Annotated in this window: 16 protein-coding genes and 1 pseudogene; 11 read left to right on the top strand and 6 right to left on the bottom strand. The window is 61.9% G+C overall.

Annotated features, from left to right (window positions below; all coding sequences use genetic code 11):
• The first annotated feature begins 11 nt into the window (after positions 1 to 11).
• From F506_RS02950 to dapF, 3 genes and pseudogenes are all read left to right on the top strand, one after another.
• Positions 12 to 857 carry a lysophospholipid acyltransferase family protein gene (locus F506_RS02950; protein WP_053195262.1) on the top strand — a complete coding sequence of 282 codons (846 nt, stop codon included), beginning with the start codon at positions 12 to 14 and terminating at the stop codon, positions 855 to 857.
• Entirely contained in the window at positions 854 to 1,732 is an 879-nt protein-coding gene (locus F506_RS02945; protein WP_053195261.1) for an LpxL/LpxP family acyltransferase, read from the top strand. Before F506_RS02950 ends, F506_RS02945 begins: the two co-directional genes overlap by 4 nt.
• 23 nt (positions 1,733 to 1,755) lie before the next feature.
• Positions 1,756 to 2,608, top strand: a pseudogene (dapF, locus tag F506_RS02940) (diaminopimelate epimerase).
• 82 nt (positions 2,609 to 2,690) lie between these two features.
• Here dapF and F506_RS02935 read toward each other — a convergent pair.
• Positions 2,691 to 4,286, bottom strand: coding sequence for a tetratricopeptide repeat protein (locus F506_RS02935; protein WP_053195260.1), 1,596 nt, complete (start codon positions 4,284 to 4,286; stop codon positions 2,691 to 2,693).
• Between the two features lie 382 nt (positions 4,287 to 4,668).
• On the opposite strand from F506_RS02935, the gene F506_RS02930 reads away from it, so the two are divergent.
• The 4 genes from F506_RS02930 (at position 4,669) to F506_RS02915 (ending at position 8,463) form a co-directional block, all read left to right on the top strand.
• The gene (locus F506_RS02930) at positions 4,669 to 5,868 is read left to right on the top strand and encodes a porin (protein WP_053195259.1); all 1,200 of its coding nucleotides are present in this window, start codon (positions 4,669 to 4,671) and stop codon (positions 5,866 to 5,868) included.
• Positions 5,869 to 6,102: 234 nt separating this feature from the next.
• Positions 6,103 to 6,771: a DUF484 family protein gene (locus tag F506_RS02925; RefSeq protein WP_053201196.1), complete on the top strand. Its 669-nt coding sequence runs from the start codon at positions 6,103 to 6,105 to the stop codon at positions 6,769 to 6,771.
• A gap of 26 nt (positions 6,772 to 6,797) precedes the next feature.
• The gene (xerC, locus tag F506_RS02920) at positions 6,798 to 7,766 is read left to right on the top strand and encodes a tyrosine recombinase XerC (RefSeq protein WP_053195258.1); all 969 of its coding nucleotides are present in this window, start codon (positions 6,798 to 6,800) and stop codon (positions 7,764 to 7,766) included.
• A gap of 115 nt (positions 7,767 to 7,881) precedes the next feature.
• Complete coding sequence (locus F506_RS02915) at positions 7,882 to 8,463, top strand: Fur family transcriptional regulator (protein WP_053195257.1); 582 nt, start codon at positions 7,882 to 7,884, stop codon at positions 8,461 to 8,463.
• A gap of 62 nt (positions 8,464 to 8,525) precedes the next feature.
• Here the strand turns inward: F506_RS02915 and F506_RS02910 are convergent, their stop codons facing one another.
• Positions 8,526 to 9,251, bottom strand: coding sequence for a pyrimidine 5'-nucleotidase (locus F506_RS02910; RefSeq protein WP_053195256.1), 726 nt, complete (start codon positions 9,249 to 9,251; stop codon positions 8,526 to 8,528).
• Between the two features lie 308 nt (positions 9,252 to 9,559).
• Here F506_RS02910 and F506_RS02905 point away from each other — a divergent pair, with 308 nt between their 5' ends.
• Complete coding sequence (locus F506_RS02905; protein WP_053195255.1) at positions 9,560 to 10,477, top strand: TraB/GumN family protein; 918 nt, start codon at positions 9,560 to 9,562, stop codon at positions 10,475 to 10,477.
• 78 nt (positions 10,478 to 10,555) lie between these two features.
• Here the strand turns inward: F506_RS02905 and argB are convergent, their stop codons facing one another.
• The 4 genes from argB to F506_RS02885 form a co-directional block, all read right to left on the bottom strand.
• Positions 10,556 to 11,455, bottom strand: coding sequence for an acetylglutamate kinase (gene argB, locus F506_RS02900; protein ID WP_016834869.1), 900 nt, complete (start codon positions 11,453 to 11,455; stop codon positions 10,556 to 10,558).
• Positions 11,456 to 11,603: 148 nt separating this feature from the next.
• On the bottom strand, positions 11,604 to 12,377 hold the full coding sequence (locus tag F506_RS02895) for a hypothetical protein (RefSeq protein ID WP_053195254.1): 774 nt from the start codon (positions 12,375 to 12,377) through the stop codon (positions 11,604 to 11,606).
• A gap of 37 nt (positions 12,378 to 12,414) precedes the next feature.
• Positions 12,415 to 13,176 (bottom strand): type III pantothenate kinase, encoded by a 762-nt coding sequence (locus tag F506_RS02890; RefSeq protein WP_053195253.1) that lies wholly within the window; start codon positions 13,174 to 13,176, stop codon positions 12,415 to 12,417.
• 4 nt (positions 13,177 to 13,180) lie between these two features.
• The gene (locus F506_RS02885; RefSeq protein ID WP_053195252.1) at positions 13,181 to 14,032 is read right to left on the bottom strand and encodes a biotin--[acetyl-CoA-carboxylase] ligase; all 852 of its coding nucleotides are present in this window, start codon (positions 14,030 to 14,032) and stop codon (positions 13,181 to 13,183) included.
• A 185-nt stretch (positions 14,033 to 14,217) separates the two neighbouring features.
• On the opposite strand from F506_RS02885, the gene F506_RS02880 reads away from it, so the two are divergent.
• The 3 genes from F506_RS02880 to F506_RS02870 are packed head-to-tail and all read left to right on the top strand — an operon-like array spanning position 14,218 to position 16,363.
• Positions 14,218 to 15,303: a VanZ family protein gene (locus F506_RS02880; protein WP_235471354.1), complete on the top strand. Its 1,086-nt coding sequence runs from the start codon at positions 14,218 to 14,220 to the stop codon at positions 15,301 to 15,303.
• Between the two features lie 45 nt (positions 15,304 to 15,348).
• Positions 15,349 to 15,687, top strand: a complete 339-nt coding sequence (locus F506_RS02875) for a (2Fe-2S) ferredoxin domain-containing protein (protein ID WP_053195251.1) — start codon at positions 15,349 to 15,351, stop codon at positions 15,685 to 15,687.
• A 40-nt stretch (positions 15,688 to 15,727) separates the two neighbouring features.
• Entirely contained in the window at positions 15,728 to 16,363 is a 636-nt protein-coding gene (locus F506_RS02870) for an alpha/beta hydrolase (RefSeq protein ID WP_053195250.1), read from the top strand.
• Positions 16,364 to 16,395: the final 32 nt, after the last annotated feature.

The following is a 16,395-nucleotide window of genomic DNA, read 5'->3' as shown; positions in this document are numbered from 1 at the left end:
TAACGGCAAATATGCTTTTTTCTTTATTCCGCCTGTTGTCATTCCTTCCGTTGCCCTTGCTGCACCTGATCGGAATCGCGATGGGGTGGCTTGTTTACCTGGCATCGCCGTCCTATCGGAAGCGCCTTAAAAACAACCTTACGCGCGCCGGCCACGGACGGCATTTGTTGTCTGCCGTCAACGAATCGGGCAAGGGCATCTTCGAATTGCCGTTCATCTGGTGCGCCGCGCCGCAACGCGTGCTGCGCACCGCCCGCATCGAAAATTGGGAATTGGCCCAACAAGCCCTGGACGCAAAAACCGGCGCGGTCTTCCTGACCCCGCATCTCGGCTGCTTTGAAATCATCGCCCAGGCCATTGCTGAAAAGACGCCACTAACCGCATTGTATCGGCCGCCGCGCAAGGCCGCGCTGAAACCGCTGATCGAAGGCGCGCGTTCGCGTCCCAACCTGCATCTGGCGCCGGCCAACCTGTCGGGCGTGCGCGTCTTGCTCAAGGCGCTCAGGAAGGGCCAGGCCATCGGCCTGTTGCCGGACCAGGTGCCGCAACACGGCGAAGGCGTCTGGGCCGATTTCTTCGGCAAACCGGCCTACACCATGACGCTGTCGGCCAAGATGCACCAGATGAGCGGCGCGCCGATCATCCTGTCGTACGCCGAGCGCTTGTCGTGGGGCCGCGGTTTCGTCATCCGTTTCGTGGCATTTGAAGAAACCCTGGGCGAGACGCCGGAGCAACAGGCGCGCGCCATCAACCTGGCGATGGAGAAATTGATCGCGCGCTGCCCGGCGCAGTATATCTGGAGCTACAACCGCTACAAGACGCCGCCCGGCGTGACCGCTCCCGGAGCATCGCAATGAAGGCGCTGATCGCATTGATGTGGCTGCTCCATTGGTTGCCGCTGCCCATTCTCGGCCGCCTCGGGGCAGGACTCGGCTCGCTGCTGTTCATCATCATGAAGCCGCGCCGCCATATCACGCTGACCAACCTGCGTTTATGCTTCCCCGAAAAGACCGAAGCCGAGCGCGAGACCATTGCCCGCCAGCACTTCCAGGCATACGCGCGCAGCGCGCTTGAGCGCGGCATCCTGTGGTGGGCATCGGAAGCCCGCCTGAAGAGGCTGATCAAGGTCGAGCCGCGGGTGCCGGTGGAAGTCATCAAATCAGGCCCGACCATCCTGCTGTGCCCGCATTTCGTCTGCCTGGAAATCCCCGGCATCGCGCTGGTGCTCAATTCCGACTTGTCGATTTGCACCATTTACTCGAAACAACAAAACGAAGTGGTTGACCAGGCGCTGCTCAAAGGCCGCTCGCGCTTTCGCCCCGTGACCCTGCTGTCGCGCGAAAAAGGCGTCAAGCCCATCATCCGCGCCATGCGTGACGGGCTGCCGTTCATCATGCTGCCGGACATGGACTTCGGCCTGCGCGACGCCGAGTTCGTCCCCTTCTTCGGCGTGCCCGCCGCCACGCTGACCGCTACGGCACGCATTGCCGCCGCGACACACGCCAACGTGGTGCCGATGATCACGACCTTCCTGCCGAACTACCAGGGCTGGAAAACCACGTTCTATCCGGCCTGGGAGAACTATCCCGGCGACGACATCGTGGAGGCGACGCGCCGCATGAATGCCTTCATCGAAGAACGCGTGCTGGAAGCGCCGGCGGAATATTTTTGGGCGCACAAACGCTTTAAAACGCATCCTCCGGGCACACCTAATGTATACGGCCACGATTAGCATGGCCGCCTATAATTAATGCCATGAAAATCAAATTCACCAAAATGCACGGCGCGGGCAACGACTTCGTTGTCGTCGACGCCATTCACCAGGATATCGCCCTGACGCCGGCGCAATGGAAGTTCATTGCTGATCGCCGCTTCGGCATCGGCGCCGACCAGATGCTGGTGGTGGAAAAGACCGACTCCGAGGGCATCGATTTTCGTTATCGCATCTACAACGCCGACGGCGGCGAAGTCGAGCAATGCGGCAACGGCGCGCGCGCGTTTGCGCGCTTCGTCAGCGACAAAGGCCTGACCGCCAAGCGCGTGATCCGCGTGGAAACCATGTCCGGCGTGATCGAACCGACGCTTGAAGACGACGGTCGCGTCACGGTCGACATGGGCGCGCCGGTATTGACGCCGGAACAAGTCCCGTTCGATCCGTCCGGCCTGAACAGCAAGATCGAGGGCGATGATGCGCTGTGGCCGCTCGACGTTAATGGAAAGACAAGCTGGATTTCGGTCGTGTCCATGGGCAATCCGCATGCGGTGCAGATCGTTGCCGACACCGAAGCGGCGCCGGTGTTGACCGACGGCCCGCTGATCGAGCGTCACCCGCGCTTCCCCAAGCGGGTCAACGCCGGCTTCATGCAAGTGGTCGATCGCCACAACGTCAATCTGCGCGTGTTTGAACGGGGCGTCGGCGAAACGCTGGCATGCGGCACCGGGGCGTGTGCGGCGGTCGTCGCCGGCATCCGGCGCGGCCTGCTGGACACGCCGGTGGCGGTGCAAACCCATGGCGGCGAGCTGGTGATCAATTGGGCCGGGCCGGGCCAAACCGGTCATGATGACCGGGCCGGCAGTGTCGGTGTTCGAGGGTGAAATCGAAATCTGAGCATCCGCTATTGATATTGATTGAGGCACAAATAAAAAGAGATGGCCGCGGCCATCTCTTTTTGCTTTCCGTGAACAGGTTCTCAGGACTCTTCGGCCAGGTCGCTCTCTTCCTCCTGCTCATCGTCATCCTGCGGCAAGGCCGTTTTCAGGCGATACAAGCGCTGCCGGTAGTTTCCTTCGGGACCGTTCAGGCTGCAATCGACGTCTTCGAACAGGCGGCCGATGCGGTTGAGCACCTGCCGCTCGTCGCCGGTCTCTATTAATATGAGGCGCCGTTTGCTGCGTGCATAGTAGTCGCGGATATCGACCACCAGGCAATGGCCGCAGTCAGCCTGTTTCAGATCGATCAACAAGGCTTCGGGCCGGGTCAGGCCAAACAGGATCGCCAGTTCCAATCGCGCCGCCAGGAACGGGTAAGCGCTCAAGAAATCGCGCGTCATGTGGCTGCGCGCTTCGACGGCCCAGGCCGCTGCCGCAGGCCGGTCGGCAATCTTGAACAGCAATTCGCGCGCATCGGCGTTGTCTTGCGCTGCGGCCTTCTGCAGCCAGTACACCGCACGCACGTCATTGGCAGGATCTTCGCGCCGGTTGCGCCAGGCGCTGCTGCCGCACTCCAGTTGCGCCAGCGCGTGCCCCATTTCAGCGGCGCGCTCGAGATAGTGCTGCGCATCGGCAAGATTGCGCTGAGAAAATTCCGGTTTCAGGTAAATCCGCGACAGGGCATACCAGGCTGCCGCAAGACCGCGCTCACCGGCGGCGGTCAGCCAGCGAATGGCCTTCTTGTAATTAGCGGAGCCAAACCCGGGGAACGCCCGCCCGCCATCCTCGTTCATGCGCGCAAAAAACAGACCGAGCGACAACTGCGCCGACTTGTCATCGGCATAGGCGCCCAATTCCAGCAATGACTGCGCCTCGTCCGCGTCGACCCCGGGAATCTCGGCCAGCACTTGGGACAAGCGCGACAGCAAGGTGATATTGCCCTCGCCCAAATGCCGGGCCAGCGCTTCTGCAGGCGCATTGAGTTGCGGCAGGCCGGCGCCGTATTGCGCCAGCAGGGAGCGCGCCAGCGGCAAAGCGCGACGGATGAAGTCTTCGCGATCCAGCCTGAGCCAGGCGGCGTCCGCCAATGCCAGCTGGGCGGGGCCGATGCCGGCGTCGGCGGCTTTCTGCGCCCATTGGGCGGCGATGTCGCGCTCAGGGGCCGGCTTCTCGCTTGCGTCAACGGACGCAGCGTCTGCCGCTTGCCGGCCGGCCTGCTGCTGAGCCAGCAGCCATTGCGCCTCGGCCGTGCCGGCGTTGGCCTCCGATTCGAGCGCCTTGACCGCCTTGCCGAGCATGGCCTGGGCTTCGGGCTGTGCCTGGTGGGCCAAGACCAGGCGGGCAAATGCCAGTCCTGCCAACTTGCGTCCGGCATCGAAAGCACGCTCATACCAGAGTACATATTCGAGCGGGCGCGGCGCCTGCGCCACCACCTCATAGGGAATGTGCTCGCCGATCAGCGTCCAGGCGTCAGGCACGCCCTGACGGGCCGCGCGGTCAAGCCAATGCAACGCGGTGGCGAAGCTCTGCGGCAATCCGTTGCCGCCGAATAAATAACGCCGGCCCAGCGCCAGCTGGGCTTCCGCCTGCCCGGCGCGCGCCGCGCGAATAATTGCCAAATCTTCCCGACTCGCCATAAATCAATCCAAGCACTCTTTCGAAGGAAAAAATTATCCCCTATAAATCAGAATATTTTTTTAATACGATCTTTAAGAGAACAAATTGGAGCTTTAAAACAACAATTCAAGTCTTTAACCGTATCTTAGGCGTGTCTTTATTGCCTCAAAGACAATCGAATAGCCGTGCGCCCCCTCGCAAGCTCCGAAAAATCCCGATTGTGGGAGATTCACCTCGAAAGCGTTAGAAAAAAACAACAGTCGCGCAGGCGTTTCGGAATTTCAACCAAAACTTCGCCCGCCAAACGACCAATCTGAGGCCAGCGCTAATGAGAACCCTTAATGTCTCACCATCCGACTAGATGTACGGATCCTCAAGACTATTTTTATAGAAGGATGTCAAATGAAAAAATCTCTGCTTGCACTGGCCGTTCTCGGCGCGTTTGCAGGTGCTGCACAAGCACAAAGCTCCGTCACCATCTACGGTATCGTTGATACCGGCGTTGTTTACACAAGCAAAGTTCAAACTACCGGCACTAACACTGGTAGCAAGTTCAGCCTGAACTCGGGCGTCGTTCAAGGTTCCCGTATCGGTTTCAAGGGCGTTGAAGATCTGGGCGGCGGTCTGAGCGCAGTGTTCCAACTGGAAACTGGCTTCACCAACGACAACGGCGGCCTGCAAGGTTCCGACCAAGTTACTTCCTCGAACCTGTTCCGTCGTAAATCGGTTGTCGGTCTGTCCGGCGGCTTCGGTACAGTCTTGGCTGGTCGTCAAACTGACTACGCCGACACTATCAGCGCGTACACTTCGGTGAACGACTTCGGCGGCGTTGTTTCCGCTGTTGGTTCGGGCCTGAACCGCCTGCAAGGTACTCGTACCAACAACTCCGTTACCTACACAACAGCAAATCTGGCTGGTTTCACAGCTAACGTGCTGTACGGTTTCGGTGAAACAGCTGGCAAGACTACAGCTGGTCAATCGTTTGGTCTGGGTGCCAAGTACGACAACGGCCCACTGGGTCTGGGTGCCAACTACTACCAATCGAAGCAAGGTACAACACCTAGCGACACTTCGCTGATCACAGCAGCTCCAACAGCTACTAACGCCGCAGCTATCGCTGCAGCAAATGCTCTGGCAACAGCTAACGTCGGCAACACAGCATACAAGGGCTGGAACCTGGTTGGTAGCTACCAGTTTGGCCCAGCACGCGTGTACGCTAACTGGTCGCGCGTCAAGCAAGATCTGCAAACTAACGCAGTGACTGGCCTGACACAAGCAACACGTACAACTGGTGCTACATTGGCCGGCGCAAACAAGGCCGACATGTATGAAATCGGTACTGCTTACTCCCTGACACCTTCCCTGAAGCTGTTGGCTGTTGTGGATCACACACGCGCCAGCTTTGACGGTCTGAATGGCAAGGGCAAGCTGACTCAAGTTAGCTTGGGTACTGACTACTGGCTGTCCAAGCGTACTGACCTGTACGCATTTGTGGCTAACATCCGCGCTAAGGACATGAAAAATCCAGGCGTTTTCAGCGACACTACTGGCAACGATTCCAGCCAGACAGCAGTTGCTGTTGGTATCCGCCACAAGTTCTAATTTAAGTCTCTGAACCTCCGGCGTGCAAACGCCGGAATCAGAACTTGATTGAACAATTCGGGCTTACATGAGAAATCATGTAAGCCCGTTTTTATTGGCAAGCGCCGAGCCTTCCGAATCTGATTAAAAAGTTGTCAGCACTAGCGTTAGCGGAGATAATCTCGCGATATTGCGGCAATGCAATCCGGCGCGCCTGGCGCGACCTTCCGGAACAACCATACTCAAAAAACGCACATGACCACCCATCTGGATTCCGATTCGATCGCCGACTATCTGCTCGACCATCCTCACTTCTTTGAGGAACACGCCGAATTGCTCGGCCGGATCAGGCTGACCAGCCCCTTGCTGGGTCGCGCCATCTCCCTGCAGGAACGCCAGATGGAAATCCTGCGTGAAAAGATCAAGGTGCAGGAATTGCACATGGCCGATCTGATGCGCATCGCCCAGGAAAACGACGAAATCACCGGCAAGTTCCAGGCCTGGACACGCGCCCTGCTGCTGGCGCGCAATGACGCCGACCTGCCGCAGACGCTGACCGGCAAGCTGCAGGAAATCTTCAATGTGCCGCAAGTCACCCTGCGTCTTTGGAACATCGCCGAAAACCACAATGACACCTGGTTTACCGCCGCCGTCTCGGAAGATGCGCGTATTTTCGCCAATGGACTGACGACACCGTTCTGCGGCGCCAACAACGATTTTGAAGCCGCCAGCTGGCTGGAAGACGCCACCTCCGTGAAATCGGTGGCAATGTTGCCGCTGCGCGTGGGCGCCGCGCCGGAAGCCTTTGGCCTGCTGGTGCTCGGCTCCCCCGACCCCAGCCGCTTCAGCGCCGACATGGCGACCGACTTCCTGAGCCGCATCGGCGAAACCGCCAGCGCAGCGCTGGCCTGCCTGCTACACTGATTTATCCCGACTTCCCTCCCGACCGTGTGAGCGCCGACGCCAACCAAGCCGAAATCGACCGCTATCTCGACAGCCTGCAGAGCCAGCGCATGCTGTCGCCACACACCGTAAGCAACTACGGCCGTGACCTGGCCGAGTTGTCCGAACTGGCGCAAGCCGCCGGTGCGGAGTTGGACGCGGTCTCCCATTTCCAGATACGCAAGTTCGCCGCGCAATTGCACGCCCGCGGCCTCAACGCGCGCTCCATCGCGCGCAAGCTGTCGGCCTGGAGAGGCTTCTACAACTGGCTGTCCGAACAGGGCCGGCTGAAATCGAATCCGGTTGACGGCGTCAAGGCCCCCAAGAAAGCCAGGCCGCTCCCCAAGGCGCTGGCCGCCGACGATGCCGTCCATCTGGTGTCGCAGGCCAATCCGCTCAAGGACGCCGCCGCGCCCGCCCAGCTATGCAATCGCGCCATGTTCGAGTTGTTGTACTCCAGCGGCTTGCGGGTTTCCGAACTGGTGGGCCTGGACGTGCAGTACCGCCAGGAAGCCGGGTATGTCTCCGCCGGCTGGATCGACATGGACAGCAATGAAGTGACCGTCACCGGCAAAGGCAACAAGATGCGCAGCGTGCCGGTCGGCAAACCGGCCATGGAGGCGCTCCGGACCTGGCTGACGGCGCGTGAAACGGTCGTCGCAGGTCATGCCGGCGCCGAGCGGCACGCGCTGTTCCTGAGCGAGCGCGGCGCGCGCATGTCGCCGCGGGTGGCACAGCTACGGCTCAAGGCGCACGGCCAGGCGCTGGGCCTGGCCACCAATGTCCATCCGCACGTGTTGCGCCACTCCTTTGCCTCACACGTCCTGCAAGGCTCGGGCGACTTGCGCGCAGTGCAGGAAATGCTCGGCCACGCCTCCATCAGCGCGACCCAGGTCTATACCTCGCTCGATTTCCAGCGTCTGGCGCAGGTCTACGACGCCGCCCATCCCCGCGCCAAGAAGGTCACCGGTAAATAAGCGTCGCCCCGCGCCCGCACAAAGCCCCCGCCGGCGAATTGCGGCATAATTCGGGTAAGTCATCCGACCGGCCGCGCATCTGCTGCCATCCGACGCCAGCCATATCAGCCATACCATGAAATCCAAAACCGACACCTCCGCCAACGCCCTTGCCCACGATCCCGCTGCAGCGCAGGCTCTGGCCGAGCTGCAATTGCGCGATGCATCGGTGCGCGTCACCCAGGCGCGCGTCAGCGTCATGGCGGCGCTGCTGGGCGCGCGCAGCGCCGTGTCGCATCAGGATATCCAGGACAAGCTGGTCGACATGGACCGCGTCACGCTGTATCGTGCGCTCGACTGCCTGACCGAAGCCGGGCTGGCGCACAAAATCGCCAGCGATGACCGCATCTTCCGCTACAACGCCGGCACCGGCGCCGAACATCACGACCACGGCAATCATGGCGGCCACCAGCACGCCCACGGCCATGCCCAGCATCAGCACGGCCATTTCAAATGCACGCGCTGCGCCCGGGTGTTTTGCCTGGATGGCAGCGGCGAAGCTGGTTTTCTTGAGAGTGTCTTGCCTTCATCGGGCAAACGCCAGACCACCGCGGCGCAATTGCAGACCGCCCTGCAAAAATCCCTCGGCAAAGGCTTCCGCAGTCACGAAATCGAACTGACCATCAAGGGCTGGTGCGCCGACTGCGCGGACGAGTGAACTCCAGCTGAAGTCCGGCTGAAGTCCGGCTGAATGACGACCGAACACGGCTGGATTCTCGCCTAGGCGCCGGCCAGGCGACGCAGATGGGCTGCCAGTTGCCGCACCGAACGCACCTTCACGTCGACATAGGTCGGATGCATCGTTTGCATCCTGCGCACGCCGGCCGGTGAAAAATGCGGATTGCCGGCCAGATACTGGGTGATCCACGCCGTGCGCATGCCCAGTTCCTTGGCTGATTTCAAGTTGACTACGGTGTCTTCCACCAGAATGCAGCGATGCGCGGGAACGCGTTCACGCGCCAGCAGCTGTTGCAGCATTTGCCGTGACGGCTTGGGCTTGAGCTTGCCGTGCACGCGCATCGACTCGATAGAAATGTGCTTGTCGAAATGACGATGCAGGCCGAGATGCCGGACCACGTCGCGCGAGTAACGCAACGGTGCATTGGTCAGCAGGATCTTGCGTCCCGGCAGGCGTTCCAGCAGATTCAGCAGGCCGCGCTCGGCGCGGATCATGCCGAACAGATCGTCGAAGTCATGCGCATCGCGCAGGAAGTCTTCCGGCCGCACCTGATGATGCTGCACCATCCCCAGCAAGGTCGCGCCGTACAGGCGCCAGTAGCGCTGGCGCATCGCATTGACAGCATCCTGGTCGGCCGGCAACCCTTGCTCCTTCAGCACGCGTTCCATGAACAGGTTCATGTTCGCGTTGATCGCGGGGAAGATCGCGTGCGACGCGTTGTGCAGGGTGTTGTCGAGATCGAAAAGCCAGAGCGGTTGAGAACTCATTTCACCCTTCTCCGCGAGATGCGTTCTTGCCCAAAGAGGCGCTGGCAAGGCGTGCGACGCGTCGCGTAGCGGTGCTACGCGCAAGGAGCACAACGCGGCCAGCGCCTCTTTGGGCAAGAACCCTCCGGGAACGTCCTGTTTGGGCGTATTGCTGCGTTGCGCCGCTTGCCAAGGGAACCACCCTTGGCTGCGCGACGCGCCTTGCACTACATCCCAAACAGGATCGTTCGCACTCGCGGAGAAGGGTGAAATGAGTTCTAATATTCGGCACAGTCAAAAGAAATGAGATAAGTGAAGAAAGCGCAACGATGCGACGCCTGATTATAGTGACATTCAGCTGGCTGTTCTGCCTTTATCTGCCGGCTGCAAACGCCGTCGATACGCCACCCCGGACCCCGCGTGCAGAGCATCGCGGCGCGCTGTTCAAAGTGCAGGACGCGCACCACACGCTGTATCTGTTCGGCACCATCCACGTCGGCGCCGCCAGCTTCTATCCGCTGGAGCCGCGCGTGATGCAGGCGCTGGAGCAGGCCCCGGCGATCGCCCTCGAAATCGATCCGAACAAGACGCCCGCCATGCAGGCGGCGGTGCTGCGCTACGGTTTCTATCCCGAAGGCCAGAGCTATCAGACTGATCTCAGTCCGCAACTGCAGCAGCAAGTGCAGGCCGCGCTCAAAAAGTACGACGTCCCCGCAGAAGCGGTCACACGCTTTCGCCCGTGGATGATCGCCAGCCTGCTGACCGTGCAGGAGTTCGGCAGCAAGGGCTATCGCGCCGACCTCGCCGTCGACAGTCACCTGGCCGACTTCATCGCCAAACGCAACAAGCCCGTGATTGAACTGGAAGGCGCCGAAACACAGCTGGCGCTGTTCGGTGCGCTGAGCCGGCAACAGCAGAGCCTGCTACTGGAAGATACCCTCAAGGAGCTCGACGATCCCGACAGCGCAGCGCGCGTAGTGGAATTGGCCGAATTCTGGCGCACCGCCAACCTGACCGGCCTGCAGAGCCTGCTGGACGACATGGCCGGCGACGGCAGCTTCGTCGGCCGTTTCACCAAGGAGGTCTTGCTGGACCAGCGTAACCCGGCCCTGGCCGAACGCATCGGCGGCTTGCTCAGGAGCCGCGACCGCATTTTCGCCGCCATCGGCATCCTGCATCTGGTCGGCCCGACCGGCGTGCCGGCCTTGCTGCAACAGCGCGGTTTCAAGGTCGAACGAATTTACTGAATCCCCTCGCGCGCGTGGCCGTAAAAAAAGCGCCGCCGGTTTCCCGGGGCGCTTTTTTACGTGATGCGCTTGCGATGTTCAGTGCGAGCGGATCATGGTGCCGAATGCCTGTTCGGTCAGCACTTCCAGCAGCAGCGAATGCTCGATGCGGCCATCGATGATGTGGACGGTGTTCACGCCTGATTTGGCGGCATCCAGCGCCGACGAAATCTTCGGCAGCATGCCGCCCGAGATCGTGCCGTCTTCGAACATTTCGTCGATCTCGCGCGCCGACAGGTCGGTCAGCAGGTTGCCCTTCTTGTCTTGCACGCCGGCAATGTTGGTCATCATGATCAGCTTTTCGGCATGCAGGATCTCGGCGATCTTGCCGGCCACGACGTCGGCATTGATGTTGTAGGCCTGGCCGTCGTCACCGAAGCCGATCGGCGAAATGATCGGGATGAAGGCGTCGTCCTGCAGCGCCTTGACTACCGCCGGATTGATCGCCTCGATTTCACCGACAAAGCCGATATCGAGGAATTGACCCGGATTTTCCTTGTCCGGCATCTGCATCTTGCGCGCGCGGATCAGGCCGCCGTCCTTGCCTGTCAGGCCGACTGCCTGGCCGCCGTAATGGTTGATCAGCATCACGATGTCCTGCTGCACTTCGCCGCCCAGCACCCACTCCACCACTTCCATGGTTTCTTCGTCGGTGATGCGCATGCCTTGCACGAAAGTGCCCTGCTTGCCGATTTTCTTGAGCGCGTTGTCGATTTGAGGTCCGCCGCCATGCACCACCACCGGATTCATGCCGACCAGCTTCAGCAGGATCACGTCGCGCGCGAAACCGTGCTTGAGGCGCTCCTCGGTCATCGCATTGCCGCCGTATTTGACGACGATGGTCTTGCCGTGGAATTTGCGGATGTACGGCAACGCTTCGGCCAGGATTTCAGCCTTGATGATGGGGTCAACGTCGGTCAGGTCGGTCAAGTCGGTCATGTGCAATTCCTGGGCAGGAGAGATATTCGGAATGTCCGCGATTTTACATGGAAAGCGCGATCCGATTGTGGCGGAGTTGACGTTTTATCGGCCTCACGCAAAATCGGCCTGCGCCCGGCAACCCGCACCGGCCATGCATGGGCGAGGCTCAGCCCGGGCAGTTGCGCATTTCCTGGTTGGGGAATTTGGCCTTGAGGCCGTCCAGCGCGGTCTTGGTTGCCGCATCGACATTGCGCCATTGATAAGCCTGCTTGTTCGAGGTGACATTGCGCGCCATGATGCGGGCGCTGCGCACGCCCTGAGGAATCAACCGGCCGATGTAGGCCTTGGCCGCTTCTTCGGTCTTGAACACGCCCAGCGAAATGGCCCAGCGCAACGCCGGATTGGGTTGCGATTCCGGCATCACGTAGAAGTCCTGGATGCCGAGGCGGCGCAGCTCGGCAGATTTGCGTTCGGCACCCTCCTTGCCATCCTGCGAGGGAATGTAGACCATGTGGCTGGCGGCTTCCTGCACGCTGCGGGTGGTCGGTTTGATCGCCAGGTTGAGGCTGCTCAGCTGTATGTCGAACTTGCGCACTTCGACAGCGTTGAAGTTGCCCATTTCCGTGCAGGCAACGACCGGCGCAGGCGGAGCAACGGGGTCGGGGTCGGCGGCGGCCTTGGTCTCCGGCGGGGTAGCATCCGGCTTGCGATCCTTGGCGATGTCGGCGGTTGCGACCGCAGCGTCAGGCGCATCGGCCTTGGCCGGCGTCACCAGCTTCTCGCTGTTGGCCGGCAGGATGGTCAGCGTTTCGGGATGCAGTTGCTGCGCCAGGCGCTTGGGTTCATGGCGCTCGGCGGCGGTCGCGCCGAGATAACCCCGCTGCATGGCGAACAGGGCCGCATTGCCGATCAGTAGTAGCCAAAAAAGCAATTTCAGCATGGTAAGCCGTCAGTCCGATTTGTCGAAGTCATCGCCTTCATTCCGCCGCAGCCGCGTGCAGGCCGATCAGCACCAGATTATCGACTTTTTCGCAGGGCGTTGACAAATACGGCGCCAGCACCTGCCCGGCGCCGCCCGCCAACACGCACAGCACCTCGCCGTGAGTATGCTGGTGCGCGGCGACGGCGCGCTCGATGGCGCCGGTCTGTGCCGCGATGCAGCCGGCGATGATGGCGTCCGTGGTGTTGTCGGCGAATGGCGTGGCGACCGCGCTGATGCTTTGTATCTGCGGCAATTGTGCGGTATTGAGCGCCAGCGAGGTGGCCATCACGCCCAGTCCCGGCAAGATCATGCCGCCGAGGAAATCGCCGTCCGGCGTGACCGCATCGACCGTGGTGGCGGTGCCGCAAGTGGCCACAATCAGCGCACGCCGCGGAAACAGCGCATGCGCGCCGATGGCCGAAGCAAAACGGTCGCAGCCGAGTTGGCCGGGATTCTTGTAGCGGTTACGTACGCCCGCCAGTTGCGGCTGCGACGCAAACCAGTCAATGCGCAGTTGCGCACCAAACGCCGCATGCAGCGTTGCCTGCAAAGCCTCGCGCACGACGGGGCCGGCCACGTTCGACACCAGCGCGCGCACCACCGGAAGACCCTGCCAGGCCTGCGCCAGCGCAGCGACCTCGGCGCGTGCAACTGCGCCGACGTGGCGCCAACGGCCCGCTTCGGCCACCGAGAAAACCGGTTGCGCGGGAACGCCCCATTTGATCAGCGTATTGCCGACATCGATCAGTAGCAACATGGCGCTACTCCTGCAAGCGCAAGGACACGTCGCCGGCGGTGACGGCCACGCGCCCGCTCGCGGTATCCATCAGGAAACACCCCTGCTCGTCGACGCCGACGGCAACGCCCTCATGCAGCACCCGGCCGTCATCGAGGATGCGCACGGTGCGGCCGGTGTAGGCATGCAAACGATTCCAGCGCGCCACGAAAGGCGCAAAGCCGCGTGCATCGAAATCAGCCAGCGCATCCGCCAGAGCGCTCAGTAAAATCGCCAGCAAGCGCTCGCGCTCGTGGGTCAGCAATTCGGAGACGTCGGCCACCGCGCGGCCGATGCGTTGCTGCAGATCGGGCGGCATGGTCAGGTTGACGCCGATACCGATGACAGTCCAGGTTGCGGCCGCGCCCGTGCTTTTGTCCTGCGCGGTCTCGATCAGGATGCCGGCCAGCTTGGCGCCGTCGCGCAGGACGTCGTTGGGCCATTTCAATTCGACGTCGATGCCGAAGATGCCGAGCGCTTCGGCCAGCACGACGCCGACAGCCAGCGGCAAACCGATCAGGGCATGCAACGGACGATTGAATTTCCACGCCAGCGAAAACGTCAGCGCCGACGTCCTGGTCGTCTGCCACGGCCGCCCCGCGCGCCCGCGTCCGGCGGTCTGCGACTCGGCCACCAGCAGGACCGGCGCAACCAGCCTGCCGCCGTCGACGGCAGTGACGCGCGCCAACAGATCGGCATTGGTCGAGCCGGTTTCGGCAACCACTTCCACCGCGACGGTCTTGGCGTTTTCGTTGCTGGAACTGGCGATCAATGCAGCGATGCGCTGGGCGGAAATCGTCGTGGCGAGTGATGTTTCAGTGGCGTCCATGGCGCACATTGTAACGGTTGTCCAAGGTGCAAGCGCAGGAGAAATGGGTTACCCTCGCTGGCATGGACGCTCCTTACCGACCTCCAACATCGCCCGCGCCAGCCGACCCGCCCGCCCCCGCCTCTGTTACTGCCGCCGCATCCATCGCAACCGCAGTCGCCCGGCCGGCGGCGTCCTCGTTTGCACGCGTCAGTTTGCTGATCTACACCCTGCTGATCGTGTACGCCAGCTGGTATCCGTTTTCGGGCTGGCGCGACATGGGATTGCTGCCCTTCGATTACCTGTGGGCGCGCCTGCCATATTACTGGACCGGCTTTGATCTCTGGACCAACGTGGTCGGCTACGCCCCGTTCGGCGCGCTGGTGGTGTACGCGCTGTATCCGCGCGTGCGTTCACTGTGGGCGGCGCTGCTCAGTACGCTCGCCGGCGTCGCCCTGTCGGCCGTCATGGAAGCGGTGCAAACCTACCTGCCCACGCGCATTCCCTCCAACCTCGATCTCATCACCAACAGTTGCGGCACCTTGCTGGGCGCGCTGATCGGCGTCTGGACCAGCCGCTACTTCCTGCGCCAGAGCCGCTTGCTGGAAGTGCGGCGCAGCTGGTTCTCGCGCGAGGCCAGCCGCGGCTTGGTGGTGGTCGGACTGTGGCCGCTGGCGCTGATCTATCCGCAAAACCACCTGTTCGGACTCGGCCACGTCGTACCGCCGCTGTCGAGCCTGCTATCGGATCTGCTCGATACGCCGATCGACCTCGCCACCTGGTGGACCAACAGCGCCCAGCTCAGCGCCGAGCAATACTGGCTGGCGGAAATCATCGTCACCGCCTGCGGCCTCACCGGCGCCGTGCTGACCATGCTCCTGCTGCTGCGCAAGCAGGCGCCGCGCAACATGCTGATGGCGATCTACCTGCTCGGCGCGGTATTCGTCAAATCGCTCTCCTGTGCGCTGTTCTTCGCGCCGGACAACGCCTTCGCCTGGTTCACGCCGGGTGCGGCCGGCGGCATGATCGTCGGCGGCCTGATGCTGGCCGGCCTGTCGTTCGCGCCGCCGATCGCGCAGCGCCGCATCGCCGGACTGGCGCTGATCTTCAGCCTGCTGGCGACCAACGCGGTGCCGGCCAATCCGTATTTCGTCTCGACCCTGCAGACCTGGGTGCAGGGGAAATTCCTCAATTTCGACGGCGCCGCGCAATTCCTGTCGGTGCTGTGGCCGTTCCTGGCGCTGTGGTTCCTCTATCATCCGGTGCATCGCAAGTCCGGCGGCCAGGGCGCGCCCAAATAACGCGGTGTATCATGACGCCTTTGCACCACACTCAAGAGCATCGCCATGGCAGACACCCCTGACACCGCCGACAAGCCGTTCTACCAACACCATGTCTTCTTCTGCCTGAACCAGCGCAAGCCGGGCGAGCGCACCTGCTGCGCCGACAAGGGCGCGCAGGCGGCACAGGAACACGCCAAGAAACGCATCAAGCAACTCGGCCTGGCCGGCGAAGGCAAGGTGCGCATCAACAAGGCCGGCTGCCTGGAACGCTGCGAAGAAGGCCCGGTCGTGGTCATCTATCCGCAAGGCACCTGGTACACCTACGTCGACAACGAAGACATCGATGAAATCATCGATTCGCACATCGTCGGCGGCAAGATCGTGGACCGCCTCAAAATCTGAATACGCCGCCTCCTGGGCGCATAGATAAACGCATAGACGCATGAACGCACAAACACAAGCCTTTCTGATCCCCGGCGCCGTCGGCCAGCTGGAATGCGCGCTCGACCTGCCGGACCCCGAGCAGTTCGCCGCTCCGCGCGGCCTCGCGCTGGTGGCCCACCCGCATCCGCTGTACGGCGGCACGATGGACAACAAGGTCGCGCAAACGCTGGCGCGCTCGTTCCTGGCGCTCGGTTACGCCACCGTGCGCATGAATTTCCGCGGCGTCGGCAAGTCCGAAGGCGTGCATGACCACGGCAACGGCGAAACCGACGACATGGCGCTCTTGCTGGCGCATATGCGCACGCAATATCCCGCGCTGCCGCTGGCGCTGGGCGGCTTCTCGTTCGGCACCTTCGTGCAGGCGCAGTTGCAACAGCGCCTGATCGCCGAAGGCACGCCGGCCGAGCGCCTGGCGCTGGTCGGCACCGCCGCCGGCAAATGGCCGATGCCGCCGGTACCGGCCGACACCATCCTGATCCATGGCGAACTGGACGATACGATTCCGCTCACCGCAGTACTGGACTGGGCGCGCCCGCAGGAGCTGCCGGTCATCGTGATCCCCGGGGCGGATCACTTTTTTCACCGCAAACTGCAACATATCAAGAACTTGATAGTCCAAATGTGGCATCGCTGATTCCTGTTCCATGATCCTGCTGCGAGGCCGTG

The organism is Herbaspirillum hiltneri N3 (assembly GCF_001267925.1).
Taxonomy (GTDB): domain Bacteria; phylum Pseudomonadota; class Gammaproteobacteria; order Burkholderiales; family Burkholderiaceae_D; genus Herbaspirillum; species Herbaspirillum hiltneri.
The sequence above is the reverse complement of the archived record's forward strand: the minus strand, read 5'-3'. Positions and strand labels throughout refer to the sequence as shown.

Excerpts from the sequence above, each read along its gene's own strand:
- F506_RS02910 (WP_053195256.1), bottom strand. The coding sequence starts at position 9,251 with ATGAGTTCTCAACCGCTCTGGCTTTTCGATCTCGACAACACCCTGCAC.
- F506_RS02905 (WP_053195255.1), top strand. The coding sequence starts at position 9,560 with ATGCGACGCCTGATTATAGTGACATTCAGCTGGCTGTTCTGCCTTTAT.
- F506_RS02930 (WP_053195259.1), top strand. The coding sequence starts at position 4,669 with ATGAAAAAATCTCTGCTTGCACTGGCCGTTCTCGGCGCGTTTGCAGGT.
- F506_RS02945 (WP_053195261.1), top strand. The coding sequence starts at position 854 with ATGAAGGCGCTGATCGCATTGATGTGGCTGCTCCATTGGTTGCCGCTG.
- F506_RS02870 (WP_053195250.1), top strand. The coding sequence starts at position 15,728 with ATGAACGCACAAACACAAGCCTTTCTGATCCCCGGCGCCGTCGGCCAG.
- F506_RS02915 (WP_053195257.1), top strand. The coding sequence starts at position 7,882 with ATGAAATCCAAAACCGACACCTCCGCCAACGCCCTTGCCCACGATCCC.
- F506_RS02935 (WP_053195260.1), bottom strand. The coding sequence starts at position 4,286 with ATGGCGAGTCGGGAAGATTTGGCAATTATTCGCGCGGCGCGCGCCGGG.
- F506_RS02925 (WP_053201196.1), top strand. The coding sequence starts at position 6,103 with ATGACCACCCATCTGGATTCCGATTCGATCGCCGACTATCTGCTCGAC.
- F506_RS02885 (WP_053195252.1), bottom strand. The coding sequence starts at position 14,032 with ATGTGCGCCATGGACGCCACTGAAACATCACTCGCCACGACGATTTCC.
- F506_RS02950 (WP_053195262.1), top strand. The coding sequence starts at position 12 with ATGCTTTTTTCTTTATTCCGCCTGTTGTCATTCCTTCCGTTGCCCTTG.
- F506_RS02875 (WP_053195251.1), top strand. The coding sequence starts at position 15,349 with ATGGCAGACACCCCTGACACCGCCGACAAGCCGTTCTACCAACACCAT.
- F506_RS02895 (WP_053195254.1), bottom strand. The coding sequence starts at position 12,377 with ATGCTGAAATTGCTTTTTTGGCTACTACTGATCGGCAATGCGGCCCTG.
- argB (WP_016834869.1), bottom strand. The coding sequence starts at position 11,455 with ATGACCGACTTGACCGACCTGACCGACGTTGACCCCATCATCAAGGCT.
- F506_RS02890 (WP_053195253.1), bottom strand. The coding sequence starts at position 13,176 with ATGTTGCTACTGATCGATGTCGGCAATACGCTGATCAAATGGGGCGTT.